14 protein-coding genes are annotated in these 14,966 nt (G+C 68.5%); 9 read left to right on the forward strand and 5 right to left on the reverse strand.

Annotated elements, in window-relative coordinates; translation table 11 throughout:
• Window positions 1-309: 309 nt before the first annotated feature.
• Window positions 310-1,857, reverse strand: coding sequence for a sugar transferase (locus CQW49_RS00815; RefSeq protein WP_003614919.1), 1,548 nt, complete (start codon window positions 1,855-1,857; stop codon window positions 310-312).
• A 283-nt stretch (window positions 1,858-2,140) separates the two neighbouring features.
• On the opposite strand from CQW49_RS00815, the gene CQW49_RS00820 reads away from it, so the two are divergent.
• From CQW49_RS00820 to CQW49_RS00845, 6 genes are all read left to right on the forward strand, one after another.
• Entirely contained in the window at window positions 2,141-2,941 is an 801-nt protein-coding gene (locus tag CQW49_RS00820) for a tyrosine-protein phosphatase (RefSeq protein ID WP_003614918.1), read from the forward strand.
• 92 nt (window positions 2,942-3,033) lie between these two features.
• Window positions 3,034-3,750 (forward strand): polysaccharide biosynthesis/export family protein, encoded by a 717-nt coding sequence (locus CQW49_RS00825; protein WP_003614917.1) that lies wholly within the window; start codon window positions 3,034-3,036, stop codon window positions 3,748-3,750.
• 37 nt (window positions 3,751-3,787) lie between these two features.
• Entirely contained in the window at window positions 3,788-6,121 is a 2,334-nt protein-coding gene (locus CQW49_RS00830; protein ID WP_003614916.1) for a GumC family protein, read from the forward strand.
• Window positions 6,066-6,746, forward strand: a complete 681-nt coding sequence (locus CQW49_RS00835) for a hypothetical protein (RefSeq protein WP_003614915.1) — start codon at window positions 6,066-6,068, stop codon at window positions 6,744-6,746. The genes CQW49_RS00830 and CQW49_RS00835 overlap by 56 nt, the downstream gene beginning before the upstream one ends.
• Window positions 6,743-7,969, forward strand: a complete 1,227-nt coding sequence (locus CQW49_RS00840) for a hypothetical protein (RefSeq protein ID WP_024749393.1) — start codon at window positions 6,743-6,745, stop codon at window positions 7,967-7,969. The genes CQW49_RS00835 and CQW49_RS00840 overlap by 4 nt, the downstream gene beginning before the upstream one ends.
• Before the next feature lie 229 nt (window positions 7,970-8,198).
• Entirely contained in the window at window positions 8,199-8,531 is a 333-nt protein-coding gene (locus CQW49_RS00845; protein ID WP_003610941.1) for a GNAT family N-acetyltransferase, read from the forward strand.
• Between the two features lie 6 nt (window positions 8,532-8,537).
• Here the strand turns inward: CQW49_RS00845 and CQW49_RS00850 are convergent, their stop codons facing one another.
• The 3 genes from CQW49_RS00850 to CQW49_RS00860 form a co-directional block, all read right to left on the reverse strand.
• Window positions 8,538-10,388 (reverse strand): ABC-F family ATP-binding cassette domain-containing protein, encoded by a 1,851-nt coding sequence (locus tag CQW49_RS00850; protein WP_003610939.1) that lies wholly within the window; start codon window positions 10,386-10,388, stop codon window positions 8,538-8,540.
• Between the two features lie 189 nt (window positions 10,389-10,577).
• A complete protein-coding gene (gene zapE, locus CQW49_RS00855) occupies window positions 10,578-11,708 on the reverse strand; it encodes a cell division protein ZapE (protein ID WP_003610938.1) in 1,131 nt (376 codons plus the stop codon).
• 25 nt (window positions 11,709-11,733) lie between these two features.
• Complete coding sequence (locus tag CQW49_RS00860; RefSeq protein WP_003610936.1) at window positions 11,734-12,231, reverse strand: GNAT family N-acetyltransferase; 498 nt, start codon at window positions 12,229-12,231, stop codon at window positions 11,734-11,736.
• Window positions 12,232-12,306: 75 nt separating this feature from the next.
• Here CQW49_RS00860 and CQW49_RS00865 point away from each other — a divergent pair, with 75 nt between their 5' ends.
• Both CQW49_RS00865 and CQW49_RS00870 read left to right on the forward strand, forming a co-directional pair.
• On the forward strand, window positions 12,307-12,864 hold the full coding sequence (locus CQW49_RS00865) for a GNAT family N-acetyltransferase (RefSeq protein ID WP_003610935.1): 558 nt from the start codon (window positions 12,307-12,309) through the stop codon (window positions 12,862-12,864).
• A complete protein-coding gene (locus tag CQW49_RS00870) occupies window positions 12,858-13,379 on the forward strand; it encodes a GNAT family N-acetyltransferase (protein WP_003610934.1) in 522 nt (173 codons plus the stop codon). Before CQW49_RS00865 ends, CQW49_RS00870 begins: the two co-directional genes overlap by 7 nt.
• Here CQW49_RS00870 and CQW49_RS00875 read toward each other — a convergent pair.
• On the reverse strand, window positions 13,370-13,861 hold the full coding sequence (locus CQW49_RS00875) for an NUDIX domain-containing protein (RefSeq protein WP_003610933.1): 492 nt from the start codon (window positions 13,859-13,861) through the stop codon (window positions 13,370-13,372). The genes CQW49_RS00870 and CQW49_RS00875 overlap by 10 nt on opposite strands.
• Before the next feature lie 123 nt (window positions 13,862-13,984).
• Between CQW49_RS00875 and mbfA the strand changes: the two genes are divergently transcribed.
• Window positions 13,985-14,956: an iron exporter MbfA gene (gene mbfA, locus CQW49_RS00880; protein WP_003610932.1), complete on the forward strand. Its 972-nt coding sequence runs from the start codon at window positions 13,985-13,987 to the stop codon at window positions 14,954-14,956.
• Window positions 14,957-14,966 lie beyond the last annotated feature (10 nt).

The raw sequence follows: 14,966 nt of genomic DNA on the forward strand, positions 1-14,966 counted from the left end.
AGGACGGCGAGCAGAGCCGTGAGCGCGAGATAGACGAATTGCGCGACGCCGAGCGAGCGCTGCAGGGCGGCGGAGTCGCCCTGCGCCTGCGCCTTCTGCAGGAGATTGCCGAAGCACAGCGCCATGCCGAGATCGGCGAGGGTGAGGGCGCCGGCGCTGGAGAGCAGCACGGTCCAGCCGGCGTAGACATCGGCGCCCCAGCAGCGCAGCAGCAGTCCGACGACGATCAGCCGATCGATGAGGCTGGCGAGGAGCGCGAGCGCCTGGGCGGCGAAATTGGCGATCCAGCGCGCGTCGAGCAACGGCGCGTCAGGCCGCATCGTCGCGTCGGGCGTGAGGCGCGTCGCCGGCGAGCGCGGGCTCCGGCGCGCCGGCGCGTCTCGCCGCGCGCTCGCCGAGCTCCTTCCAGGCTCCGGTGACCGCTCGCTGGTCGATGCGTTCGCCGAAGATCACGATGCGTGCCGTCTGGAGCAGGATCAGCGCGTCGAGGGTCATGGAGGCGTGGCGCACGTACCAGAGGTCGAGCGCCGTTTTGTCCGCGATCGAGATTTCACGTCCGCCCTTGACTTGCGCCCATCCGGTGAGGCCCGGCCGCACCAGGAGCCGGCCTCGACATTCGACGGGCTGATCGCGCGGCAGCAGCGGCCGCGGGCCTACGAAGGACATCTCGCCGCGCAGAATGTTCAGGAGCTGCGGCAGCTCGTCGAGGCGCGTGCGTCTCAGCAGCTGACCGAGCCCCGAAAGCCGTGCGTCGTCGGTCATGCGGCTTCCATCGGAGTCGAAGGCCGGCCGCATGGTGCGGAACTTGCGCAGCTCGAACGCGCGTCCGCCGAGGCCCGGCCGCCGCTGCCAGAAGGTGACGGGAAGGCCGATGTCGAAGGCGACCGCCACGCCGACCAGCGCCATCACCGGCGCGCAGACGGCGAGCAGCGCGCTCGCGAGGCCGATGTCGAAGGCGCGCTTGGCGCGCCAGATCGGCCGGCTCGACAGCGCTGCGAGCTCCTGTTCGTTCAAAGTGAACAGCGCCGCTTCCGCGTCGGCGTCGGCGGTGCGCGGCCGCAGCGCGGAAGCGTCCTCGAGCTCGGAATAGAGCGCGAGGCCGAGGAGCTCCGGCAGACGCTCGACGCGCGTGCGGCCCTCGCGCTCGATCGCGGTGAGCGCGTCGCGCACACTCGGCGCGAGAAGCTCGAAATCGGTCGTCACGACGACGCTGCCGATGCTGACGCCGTGAATGTCGAGCGTGCGAATCGTCTCGACGATGGTCTCGGGCCGGCCGAGCACCGGCACGCCGCGCACGAAGCAGCCGATCTGCCGCTCGTTCTCGGTGAGGACGCCGGCGACGCGCACTCGGCTCGCGGCGAGCTCGTCGACGCATCGCAGATAGAGATCGGTCAGACGTCCGAGGCCGATGACGAGGGTCGTCTTCTGTGGCGGGTCGCCGGCGCGCGAAGGCGCGGCGAGGCGCGCCTTCGCGCGCGCATGTCCGACGCTGAGCACGGCGAGCCGCGCGCCGCCGAGCAGAGCGACGACGAGCAGCGCCTGCAAGATCGGCAGCGAGCGCGGCACGCCCTCGAGCCGATTGAAGCTGAATCCGATCGCCACCGCGCCGATCGACGTGCCGACCGCCGCGCCGACGATGGCGAGCGCGTCGTCGAGAGTGGCGAAGCGCCAGAGCGCGCGATGGGCGCCGAAGGCGGGGAAGATGACGGCGGCGGCGCCGAGGCTGACGACGAGATAGGGCTGGAGCGCCAGGACATGCTCCGTAGTGGTTTCGAAATTATCCCGCAAGAACAGCGCCATGAAGGTCGCGAGCGCGACGAGGGACAAATCGCTTGCGAATAAGTGAAATCGTCCCATGCGCGCTACTCGAGTCGGAACGTCGGGCGAAACCAAAAATCTCGCTTCCTGCGAAAGCTTTTCCCATTCTCGTATATCCCGGAAATTCGTCGCGTCGCAACGCGCGCGCGAAGCTTCGGGGCGTTTTTTTGAGGATTCTCGTAGGCGGCGCGCCGAAATGGTTTTGCTTTTTGTGCGGTCCTGTAGGATAGAATGCAGCTTGTCGCCGCCACGAGACAGTTTAGGCGGCGCGCGACTATCGCGAGGTCACCCCGCGACGAGTGGTCGGGCGCGAGGACGTGATTTGATCGATTTGCACTGTCATCTTCTTCCCGGTCTCGACGACGGCGCCGTTACTCTCGACGAGTCTCTCGCAATGGCCCGAATGGCGGCGGCCGACGGCGTCGGCGTCATCGCCTGCACGCCGCACATCACCCCCGGCGTCTACGATAATGACGGCGCGACGATCCGCGCGCGCGTCGACGAGCTGCAGAGCGCGCTGGATACGGCCGAAATTCCGATCGCGCTCGTCGTCGGCGCGGATGCGCATATCGCCCCCGATTTCGTCGCCCGCCTGCGCTGCGGCGCGATCCCGTCGCTGAACGACACGCGTTATGTGCTGGTGGAGCCTCCGCACCATTTCATGCCTCCGATGCTCGAAGAGTTCTTCGCGGGGCTGCTGTCTTCCGGCTATGTTCCCGTGCTCACCCATCCCGAGCGACTCTCCTGGCTGTCCCGACGCTATGACGTGATGCGGCGCCTGTTCGACCTCGGCGTATGGATGCAGATCACCGCGGGCGCGCTGCTCGGCGAGTTCGGCGCCGGACCGAGATTTTGGGCGGAGCGCATGCTCCGCGACGGTCTCGGGCATATTCTCGCGACCGATGCGCATGACAGCCGGCGCCGGCCTCCCCGCCTGCGCGCGGGCTTCGAGGCGGCGGCCGGCCTTCTCGGCGAGGTGGAGGCCGCCAATCTCGTCTATTGGCGGCCACTCGCCATTCTCGAGAACCGCGACGCTGCGAATGCCGCCGCGCCGATGATCTCTGCGCGCGCGCTTAACCCTCCGCGTCCACACACTCCCTCATTCGCCGCGGCGAGGCGCTGAGGCGAATGAGGGAGACAGCGAAGGCCGCCCCAAATGAGCGTGGCGAAGCGAGAGAGTCGCCGTTGCGGTGCGCGCCGGCGGGAGTTTGGCGGATGTGGCGGGTCGTGACGGGACAGGGGCTTCGCGGGCTCGCAACGGCGATGGCCGCTCTGGCGACCGCCGGCTGCTATGGCGGCGGAATGGGTTCCGATCGCGCCGGCGCGAGCCTGCCTGTGGCGGACAGCGTCAAGGCCGGCGCCGCCTTCGTCGAGAATGAATATCGCATCGCTCCGCAGGATACGCTGGAGATCACCGTCTACCAGTTCCCAAATCTCAGCCGCATCGTGCAGGTGGATGGAGCAGGGCGCGTGTCGCTGCCGCTCGTCGGAACAGTCGTCGCCGCCGGCCGCACGGTGGCGGATCTCGAGGCGGAGCTCGCGCGCCGGCTCGGAGCCAAATATATTCAGTCGCCGCAAGTTTCGGTTCTCGTGAAAGAATCGGTCGGCGCGCGCGTCACTGTCGACGGCGCGGTTCGCGTGCCCGGCGTCTATACGCTGAAAGGCCGCACCTCCTTGATTCAGGCGCTGGCGCTCGCTCAGGGCATCAGCGATGTCGGCGACTCGACGATCACGCTGACGCGCATATCGGACGGACGGCAGGTGAGCGCCCGCATCGATGTCGACGCGATCCGGGAGGGGCGCGCCGCCGATCCGCAGGTGTTCGGCGGAGACACGGTCGTCGTCGACGAATCCGCCTCGCGCACCGGGCTGCAGGTGCTCAAGAACACCGTGCCCGCGGCGATCGGCCTCGGCGTCCGAGCCGTTCCGTAGAGTTATCGCGCAGGCGAACGAGGAGAAGTGGATCGAGATGAGTCTGGTCGGCGCTCCCAAGGACGATGGGTCGGCGATGACGCCGGCGCCCACCGCGGCGTTCCGTCCGCCGGCCGCGCCGTCGCAGGCTCCGCCGGCGTCGTTCGAGGCTCCCAAGAGCATTCAGGACAACGAGGGATTTCATTTCGTCCTGAAGATCTTCGGCCTGTTGGTGAAGCATCGCGCGCTGGTCGGCGTCATTTGCGTGTTGTTCGGCCTCGGCGGCCTCGTCGTCACCTATTTGTCGCCGCGCGTCTACACGGCGGTGACCACGATCCAGATCGATCGCGAGGCGGCCAAGGTGCTGCGCACGCAGGATCTGACGATGGATCATGGCCATGATCCGCAATTCTACACGACGCAATACGAGCTGCTGAAGAGCCGCGCGCTCGCCGAGCGCGTGGTCTCGGCGCTGGCGCTCGCCGACGACGCGGAATTCCTGCGGCCGAAGAAGACGTTGATCGTGCGAATTTTCGGCGAAGGCTCCGCGGCCGAGAAGGAGCGCGGCGACGCCGAGCGGCGGAGGGCGCAGGCGTCCGCCGCAGTGCGCGCCGGCGCGCAGATCCAGCCCGTGCCCGGCTCGCGCATCGTGAAGGTTCTCTTCAACGCCGCCACTCCGGCGCTGGCGCAGCGCATCGCCGACGGGCTTGCCGATAATTTCGTGGCGATGACGCTCGACCGCCGCTTCAACGCCTCCGCCTATGCGCGTTCTTTCCTGGAGGAGAAGCTGGCGCAATTGAAGCTGAAGCTCGAAGAATCCGAGCGCATGGTGGTCGCTTACGCGCAGAAGGAAGGCATCGTCAATGTCGACGAGAAGCTGTCCGTCGCCGGCGCCAATCTGAGGTCGCTCAACGACTCTCTCTCCGCCGTCACCGCCGAGCGCATTCGCAAGCAGGAGCTCTGGAGCCAAGCGCAGTCGAGCCATTCGAACGGCCTGCAGCAGCTGCTCGACGACCGTCTGATCCAGATGGCGCGCGAGAAGCGCGCGCAGCTGATGGCCGATTATCAGGACAAGCTGCGGCTGGTGAAGCCCGAATATCCAGAGATGGTGCAGCTGCGCGCGCAGATCGCCGAATACGACCGGCAGATCAAGTCGCAGGCCGAGCTCGTCAAGCATTCGATCAAGAGCCAGTTCGAGGCGGCGCGCGAGCAGGAGGCCTCGTTTCAAAAGAAGATCGAGCAGCTGAAGGACGAGGTGCTCGATCTGCGCAATCGCAGCATCCAATATAATATTCTGCAGCGCGAGGTGGACACCAACCGTTCACTGTACGACGGGCTGCTGCAGCAATATAAGGAGGTCGGCGTCAGCGGCGGCGTCGCCACCAACAATGTGCAGATCATCGATCGAGCCGAGGCGCCGATCAGTCCGTCGAGTCCGAGCCTCATGCTCAATCTCGGTCTCGGCCTCGCGCTCGGCCTGCTGTGCTCCGCGGCGGCGATCGGCTTCCTCGAATTCTTCGACGACACCTTCATCGTGCCCGAGCAGGTCGAGAACACGCTCGGACTTGCGGTGCTCGGCGTCATTCCGATGATGAAGAACCGTCTCGACGACAAGTCGATCGCGCGTCAGGTCGTCGACGAGCCGCATTCGGCCATCGCCGAGGCGTTCCGCTCGCTGCGCACGACGCTGCAGTTCTCGACCGCCGCCGGCCTGCCGAGGGTGCTGGCCGTCGTGAGCTCGCAACCCAATGAAGGCAAGTCGTTCACCAGCATGTGCCTCGCGGCCAATTGCGCGCAGCTCGGCATGCGCGTGCTGCTGATCGACGCCGACCTGCGCAAGGCGTCGCTGCACAAGGCGCTCGGCGTCGACAATGACCGCGGGCTCTCCGACATTCTGGACGGTCGCTGCCTCCCCTCCGAAGCGATGCGCGAGGACGCGCTGCAGGGCGTCACCTTCATCGCCTCGGGGCCGCTGCCGTCCAATCCGGCCGAGCTGCTCGCGGGTCCCGCCTTTATCGCGCTGCTGGAGCAGTCGTCGACGAGCTTCGATCTCATCATCATCGACAGCCCGCCGGTGGTCGGCCTCGCCGATGCGCCATTGCTCGGCAGTCTCGTGCAGGGCGCGCTACTCGTCATCGACTCGAGCCGCACGCGCCGCCGCACGGTGCAGGCGGCCGTGCGCCGCCTCGCTTTCGCGCGCACCAATGTGCTCGGCGTGCTGCTCAACAAGTTCGACGCGACCAAGGCCGGACATTCCTATGGCTATGGATACGGCTATGGTTACGGATATGGCTATGGCTATGGATATGGCTATGGCGGCCCGGATTATTACAGCTATGGCAAACGGCCATCGACGCCTCTTCCGCCGCCGTCGTCGTCGTCCGAGGTTTGACGCGAACGCCCATGGCGCGCTGTTCGGCGCGCTCGGCCTCGCGTCCACGCCCGGCTTCGCGCAGCGCGTCAGCCGCCAGCCGCTTCCGCAGGGCGTTCTCGAGCTGATCAAAGTCGCCGCCGGCTGCGAGGAGACGCTGCGGCAGGCCGTGGCGCTCACCGGCAGCGAGCCGGAGGCGGTGAAGGCGGCCGCGACCTTCTATCTGCGCCATGCGCTCTTCTTCGAGGGCGCCGATCCGCATCGAATGCTCGGCGTCGGCGTCGGCGCGGGGCGCGAGGAGATGCGCCTCCATATGCGCTGGCTGATGATCTGGCTGCATCCCGATCACGCGCGCGATCCCGATGCGCAGGATCCGCAGCAGGCGGAGCTCGCCGGCCGGGTGCTGGACGCCTGGCGGCTCGGCGCGAGCGGGCCATGGCCCTTTCCGGCCTCGGAGAACGCCGCGACGGTCGCCTCCGTCCCGGCGCCGCCCGTGCGGCGCGGAGTCGCCGCGCGATTCTTCGGCGCAGCGCTGCTCGTGCTGCTGACCGTCGCCACGCTGCTCGTTTGTCTCGACTTCGATCTCGGCGTCGACCTCTCATTCGCGCCGCCCTCGGAGGACGACGCGTCCGGCGGCTTCCAATGAGGCGAGCGCCACGCCGGCTCGCCCGCCTCGCGGCGGCGCTGATGGCGGCCTTCGCCCTGGCCTTCGAGATTTTCCGTCTCGGCGCGGCGGATGCGCTCGCGACGAGCGAGCCGGAGACGGCGATCGCGTTCGACGGGCTTCAGCCAGTCGCGGCGCTGCGCCTCGCCGAACGGCGGATGGCCGAGGAGCCTGCGGCGGCGGCGGCCGTGGCGGCGGCTCTGCTGGCGCGCGATCCGCTGGCGCCGGGCGCGCTCACGCTGCTCGCGACGGCGACGGCGCGGGGCGGCGACGCAGCTCGTGCGGCGCGCATGTTCCATGTCGCCGGCGCGCATTTGCCCATCGACCTCGCCGCCCATGCGGCGCTCTTCGATCTCGCTTTGCCGGCGCGCGACGCCGCCTCGGCACTCGCCGAGCTCGATATTCTGCTGCGGGCGCGGCCCTTTCTCGCTCCGCGCATGGGCGCGCCGGTCGCCGCGCTGCTGGCGCTCGGCCCGCAGGCCGAGCAGGGCTTCGCCGAGCTTCTGGCGCGCGCGCCGCCCTGGAGAGGGGCGCTGCTCGTCGAGATAAACGGCCATCTCGCGGACAGCGACGCCCTGGCGCGGCTTCATGATCGTCTGCGCGCCAGCCCGGCTCCGCCGACGCTCGAGGAGACGCGCGTGCTGCTGCTGCGGCTGCTGAGCGACGGCGCGATCGATCAGGCCTATCTCGCCTGGCTGAACATGCTGACGCCGGAGACGCTCGCCGATCTCGGCCTGCTCTACAATGGCCGTTTCCGCCGGCCGCCGACCAATCTGCCCTTCGATTGGGAACTCATGCCGGTTCGTGGAGCGGAGGCCCGAGTGACGTCGGCGGAGGGGGGTGGGACGCTCGACGTCGAGTTCTACGATACGCGCGTCTCCTTCGCTCATGTCCGGCATTTTCTGACCCTGCCCGCGGGCGACTATGCTTTCTCCGGCGTCGCTTCCGCCGAGGATCTGCGGACGGAGCGAGGACTGCGCTGGCGTCTCGCCTGTTTTCGAGGGTCTTGGGCCGAGCTGGCGACGACTTTTCTGCTCGCCGGCGCGCAGCCGCCGCGGCCTTTCGCCACACGCTTCGTCGTGCCGGCCGAAGGCTGCGGCGCGCAGACTCTGGTGCTGGAGCTGCCGGCGCGCGTCGCGACAGAGCTGCAGATCAGCGGCGCGGCGCATTATTCCCGGCTCGCGATCGAGCGGCTCGGGCCGTAGGGCTGAAAGAGCGCCCCTGGACCGCGAGCCTTCAGGCTCGCTCTTCCGACGCAGAATCGCGAAATAGCGACAGCTCGGCCGCAAAATCGCGCGCCATTGACGGAAAATCGACGGATCGAGGCTTATATCCGCGCTGCAAGGCGCATCATTCCCCTCGAATCGTCTGGCCTGTGACTTGCTTGTCATAGGCTCGGCAATGGGATGCGGGGGCAATTCCAGGAGCTGCGCGATGAATTCGATCGTCCGTCTGGACCACCCGAGCGGCAAGGCGCATGGCGCCATTCACGACAATGTCGAGCTCGATCGCTTCGAGCTCGATTTCGACGAAGGCACCGCCGTCGCCTATTATCGGCTGACGCAGGACGCGATCGTCTTCGTCCACACCTACACGCCGGAACCGCTGCGCGGTCGGGGAGCCGCTTCGCAGCTCGTCCGCGGCGCGCTGGAATGGGCGCGGGCGCGCGGCCTGAAGGTCGTTCCCGAATGCTCCTTCGTCGCCGAATATATCATCCGTCATCCCGAATACGCCGATCTTCTGGCGGCGCCGCGCGCGTCAGCCTGACGCGCTCTACGCCTCGTCGGCGAGCTTCAGCCATTGCTCCTCGGCGCCGGCCAGAGCGTCGGCGAGCTCGGCGCGCTGCTGCGAGAGCCGGCTCGTCTCTTGCGGATTGCGTGAATAGGCCTGCGGATCGGCGAGGGCGGCGTCGACGCGCGCCAATAGCTCGCCTAGCTTCTGCATGCGCTCCTCGGCGGCGGCGAGCTTGCGGCGCGCCTGGCCCGCGTCCTTGCGCGGCGTTTTCGCGCGCTTCTCCGGCGCCTCCTCCTGCGTCTCGCGCTCCTTGCGGGCGTCGGCGCCGGCGCGGCCGAGCACCATGCGCGCATAATCGTCCATGTCGCCGTCGAAGGCGCGCACCGTTCCCCCGTCGACGAGCCACAGACGATCGGCGCAGGCCTGCAGCAGATAGCGGTCGTGCGAGACCAGCACGATCGCCCCCTCATGCATGTTGATCGCCTCGATCAGCGCGGCTCTGCTGTCGATGTCGAGATGGTTGGTCGGCTCGTCGAGAATGAGCAGATGCGGCCCGTGGAAGGAGGCGACGCCGAGCAGCAGCCGGGCCTTCTCGCCGCCGGAGAGATGCGCGACCTTGGTGTCGGCGCGTGCGCCGGAAAAGCCGGTCCGCGCCGCTCGCGCGCGAATCCGCGCCTCGGGCGCGTCCGGCATCAAGGCGGCGAAGACGGAATAGGGCGTGTCGTTGTCGTTCAGATCGTCGATCTGATGCTGGGCGAAGAAGCCGGCTTCGAGCTTGGGCGCGCGCACCATCTGGCCGCCCTTGGCCTCGAGCCGGCCGGCGAGCAGCTTGGCGAAAGTGGATTTGCCATTGCCGTTGGATCCGAGCAGGCCGATGCGGTCGTCATTGGAGAGGCTGAGCGAGAGTCGCGACAGCACGATGCGTTCGCCATAGCCGACCGAGACCTTGTCGAGCGCGATGATCGGCGGCGATAGCGGCTTTTCGGGCGAGGGCAGATGGATCGGCAGAACCTCGTCGTCGACGACGGCCGTGACCGGCTCCAGCCTGGAGAGCATCTTGAGCCGCGACTGCGCCTGCCGCGCCTTGGTGGCCTTGGCGCGGAAGCGGTCGACGAAGGCCTGCAGCTCGCGGCGGCGCTCCTCCTGCTTCTTGCCAGCCTTGGCGGCGAGCGCCTGCGCCTCCAGCCGCTGCTTCTCGAACGAGCTGTAATTGCCCTTGTAGAGCGTGAGCTTGCCGCGCTCGAGATGCAGAATATGCGTGGCCACGTCGTCGAGCAGATCGCGATCGTGGCTGATGACGACGACGCTCGCCGGATAGCGCGCGAGATAGTCGACGAGCCAGAGCGTGCCCTCGAGGTCGAGATAATTGGTCGGCTCGTCGAGGAGCAACAGCTCCGGCCGTGAGAACAACACCGCCGCGAGGGCGACGCGCATGCGCCAGCCGCCCGAGAATTCCGAGAGCGGGCGCTGCTGCGCCTCGGCGTCGAAGCCGAGGCCGGCGAGGATCGCGCCCGCCCGCGCCGGCGCCGCATGGGCCTCGATATCGACGAGCCGCGTATGGATCTCGGCGATCTCGTGCGGATCGGTCGCGACCGCCTCGCGGGCGATGAGCTCGGCCCGCTCCACATCCGCTGCGAGGACGAAATCGACGAGCGCAGTCGGACCGCCGGGCGCCTCCTGCTCGACTCGCCCGAGCTTGATCCGCGCCGGCAGCGAGATTTTTCCGCTCTCGGGCGCGATGTCGCCGCTGATGAGTCGGAACAACGTGGTCTTGCCGGCGCCGTTGCGGCCGACGAAGCCCGCGCGCGAGCGGGGCGGCAGGAAGACGCCGGCTTGGTCGAACAAGATCCGGTCGCCGAGCCGGTAGGTGAGATCGTCGATCGAGAGCATGCGGTCCCGTGTAGGCATTTCGCCGCGCCGGCGCAATCGCCGCCGAGCGGCGCGAGCCGAACCGCTACCGGTCGCCGAGCAAATTATGGGCCTCGGAGCGAAGCAATCCTTCAGCCGTGGGGCGGCTCTGTTGCTTCGTCGCTTCGTTCCTCGCGATGACGGGCGCCCTCTTTCGATGACGCAATTGGACTAAACCGGGCTGATCGACGTCTGCGGCGCGCGCTCTTCGAGATAGGCGGCCGAGCGCATCTCGACGAGGCGCGAGGCGGTGCGGGCGAATTCCTGCGCTTCGTGCCCTGTCGGCGCGGCGTAGAGCGCCGCCGCGTCGGTTTCGGCCGAGACGATGAGCCGCGTCTTCTTCTCGTAGAGAATGTCGACGAGCGTGATGAAGCGCTTCGCCTCGTTGCGCCGCTCGAGCGTCATCGCCGGCGCATTCTCGACGATGATCGTGTCGAAGGATTCGGCGAGCGTGAAATAATCCGCGGCGCCGAGCGGGCGCGCGCAGAGGTCGGAGAAATCGAAGCGGGCGACGCCATTCGCCGCGACAGGAATGTCGAGGTCGCGGGCGCCGACGCGCAGCCGCATCGGCGCGCCGCGCGCGCCGCCGGAGAGCTCTGCGAACAACGCATCGATCGTCGCGCGCGCGGAATCGTCCGCCGGGGTGAAATAGACCTCCGCCAGCGCCGGCTTCTCCAGCCGGAAGTCGGCGCGCGCATCGAGCCGCAAGATGTCGAGCCGGGCTTCGATCAGCGCGATGAAGGGCAGGAACAGATCGCGATTGCGTCCGCCTTCATAGAGACGGCGCGGCTCGACATTCGAGGTCGCCACCATGATGACGCCCTGCGTCAGCAGCGCGGTGAAGAGCCGCGAGAGAATGGTCGCGTCGGCGATGTCGGTCACGGCGAATTCGTCGAAGCACAGGACGCGCGCCTCCTGCGCGATGTCGCGGGCGACGCGCGTCAGCGGATCGCTGTCGCTGGCGCGGCGCGCGCGCAGCAGGCGGGCGTGAACCTCCGCCATGAAAGCGTGGAAATGGACGCGGCGCTTGCGCTCGACGGCGACCGCATCGAAGAAGAGGTCCATCAGCGTCGTCTTGCCGCGGCCGACGAGCCCGTGAATATAGAGGCCGCGCGGCGCCTCGCGCGAGCCGCCGGGCAGCAGAGCGCGCAGCCGCGCGCCGACGCCTGCCGGCTTCGGCTCCGACAGCCGCAGCGCCAGCGCTTCGAGCCGGGCGAGCGCTTCGAGCTGGGCCGGATCGCGCTCGAGCGCGCCGCCGGCGACCAGAGCCTCATAGCGGGCGAGGAGGGGGCGCCGCGTCATCCGGGCGGGCGCCGATCGGCGGCGGTCACAGCCGGCGCATCCGGCCGCTCGCCGTCGCGAGCGCGCCAGCGCGCAATTCGCAGCAGAGCAGGCGCTCGGGATCGACGGGGCCGGGCATCATGATCTGGCCGCGCGGCACGCGGGCGAAGCCGAGGCGGGCGTAATAATCGAGATCGCCGACGAGCAGTACGAGCCCATGCCCGGCCTCCCGCGCCGCATCGAGCGATTTCTTCACCAGCGCCTCGCCGAGCCCTTGCGAGCGGAAGGCCGGCTCGACCGTCAGCGGCCCGAGCAGCAGGGCAGGGGCGCTGTCGATCAAAATCTCGGTCATGCGATTGGCGCCGACCAGCAGCGTGCCGACATGGGCGACGAAGGAGAGAGCGAGATCGGGCGGGGAGCCCTCGCGCAGACGATAGGCGGTGCGCGCATAGCGTCCCGGCCCGAAGGCCCGCTCCTCGAGCTTTTCGATGGCGGGCGCGTCGGCCGGCGTCTGCGGCGAGAAGCGGATGACGAGATCGATCATGACGATGCGCGCATAACATGCGCCGTGGCGCTCCGGAAAGAGCGCGGCTGGCCCCTCTCTTGCTGATCCGCGGAAATGAACGAATTCACGATCAGACCCGCGACCTGCGCCGACGCCGAGACCATCGCCGCTCTGCATGTGGCGACCTGGGCGGAAGCGTACGCAGCTCTGGCGCCGCCCGAGGTTCTCGCCCCCTACACGCTCGAGGCGCGCTGCGCGCAATGGCGGGAGACGCTCGCCGAGGCGCCGGCGGCGACGAGCGTGTTCCTCGCGCTCCGAGAAGAGGATGGCGCGCCGCTCGGCTTTTGCGCCAGCGGCGCGCAGCAGAGCGCGATTCTCGCCGAGCGTGGCTACGCCGGCCAGTTTCAGGCGATCTATCTGTTGAAGGAAGCGCATCGGAGCGGTCTCGGGCGCAGGCTGATGCGGCTCATGGCCGAGGATTTGCGCGCCCGCGGGATCGAATGGGGGAGCCTCTGGGTGCTGCGCCATAATTTTTCGGCGCGGCGCTTCTATGAGAAGCTCGGCGGCCGCAAGATCGCCGTCGAGGGCCTCTGGCATGGCGTGCCGGAGGTCGCCTATGGCTGGCGCAATCTCAGCCTGCTGATCGATCCGCCGCCGGCGAAGCCATGGTGATCCGCGCCGCCGGGCCCACGGACGCCGAGACCGTCGCCGCGCTCAACCTCGCCTGCTGGCGCGAGACCTATGCCGGGCTCGTTCCCGAGGAGACGATGGCGGAGATGACGCTGGAGGAACGTCTCGACCATTGGCGCGGCGCTTTCGCGGCGGAGCGGACGCATGTGCTGCTCGCTTCCGACGCCGGCGCCGCCGCCGGCTTCGCAGCCTGGCGCGCGCATGAGCTCGCTCTCGGTGGGCGTCTCGGCCGCGGGGCGGAAATCTCGGCGATCTACCTGCTGCGGACCGCCCAACGCCGCGGCCTCGGGCGCGCGCTGATGCGGGCGATGGCGTTGGAGATGCGCGAGGCGGGGCTGAAATGGGCGAGCCTCACCGTGCTCGGCGGCAATCTGCCGGCGCGCCGCTTCTATGAAGCGCTGGGCGGTCGCCGCTTCGGCCGCGAGACCCATTGGCGCGGCGCGCCGCAGCTCGCCTATGGCTGGCGCGATCTGGCGCGGCTCTGCGCTCACCAATAGGGCGAGACGGAACCTCCGCCGAGACATTCGGCGAGCCTGTCGCGTGTCGCGCGCGTCGCCCCTTCGGGCAGCGCATCGAGGGCGAAGAAGCCCGCCTCGGCGATCTCATGGTCGGGCGCGCGCGGGCCGCTCTGGCGAAAGGCGCGCACGATGAACAGCGCCACATGGTCGCGCCGCGACACGCGCCGGTTGAGATAGACGCCGCGCAGCTCGGCCGGCCCCTCGATCTCGATATTGCCTTCCTCGGACAATTCGCGCGCCAGCGCCTGCTCCAGCGTCTCGCCGGCCTCGACGCCGCCGCCCGGCAAGTAGTAGCCGGAGACATAGGTGTGGCGCACCAGCAGCACGCGGTTTTCGGGGTCGACGACGAGCCCGCGCACGCCGAGCGTCAACGGCCGCGCCGCCAGCGCGCCATAAGTGATGAGCCGGGTCGTCAGCCGGCTCATCATGCCGGCTTCCGGGGCCTTGCGCGTCTCGCTCATCGTCCCTCGCAGTGGGCTGTCTCTTCTGGTCTTTCGGCGCCGCTCATTCTACAAGTTCCGAACGACGCGACGCCGGAGCCTGCCTAGACCCGATCCGCCGTCGCCCGCAAGGAGCCTTAACGGTTGAAATCTCTCTCCGAACTCACCGAGCGCGAGATTCTCGCCGTGGCGATCGCCTCGGAGGAGGAGGACGGCCGCATCTATCTGAGCTTCGCCGAGGATCTCGCCGATCGCTATCCGGCCTCGGCCAAGGTGTTCGAGGAGATGGCCGAGCAGGAGGCGGGGCACCGCCATGCGCTGCTCGCCCTCTATCAGAAGCGTTTCGGCCCCAATCTTCCGCCGATCCGTCGCGAGGATGTGAAGGGCTTTCTGCGCCGCCGGCCGATCTGGCTCACGCGCAATCTGCCGCTCGACACTGTCCGCAAGGAAGCGGAAGTGATGGAATATGAGAGCGCGCATTTCTACCAGAAGGCGGCCGAGCGGGCGAGCGACGTCGGCGTGCGCAAGCTGCTCGGCGATCTCGCCGCGGCCGAGCAAGGCCATGAATCGCTCGCCGTGCGCCTCGGCGCCACCATTCTGACGCCTGGCGCGCGCAGCGACGAGGATGTCGCCTATCGCCGCTTCTTCATCCTGCAATATGTGCAGCCGGGGCTCGCCGGGCTGATGGACGGCTCGGTCTCGACGCTCGCGCCTCTGTTCGCCGCCGCTTTCGCGACGCAGAACAATTGGGAGACCTTTCTGGTCGGCCTCGCCGCCTCGATCGGCGCCGGCGTCAGCATGGGCTTCGCCGAGGCGCTGTCGGACGACGGCTCGCTCACCGGGCGCGGCTCGCCGCTTCTGCGCGGCGGCGTCAGCGGGCTGATGACCGCGCTCGGCGGCCTCGGCCATACGCTGCCCTATCTCGTGCCGGACACGATCCCCGACCATTTCAAGATCGCCACCAGCATCGCCGCCGCCGTGGTGTTCGTCGAGCTGTGGGCGATCGCCTTCATTCGCGCCCGCTATATGGACACGCCGTTCTTGCAGGCGGTGTTTCAGATCGTGCTCGGAGGCGCCATCGTGCTCGCCGCCGGGGTGCTGATCGGCGGCGCCTGAGGAAACGCCC

Origin of the sequence: Methylosinus trichosporium OB3b, assembly GCF_002752655.1 — a bacterium.
GTDB lineage: Bacteria > Pseudomonadota > Alphaproteobacteria > Rhizobiales > Beijerinckiaceae > Methylosinus > Methylosinus trichosporium.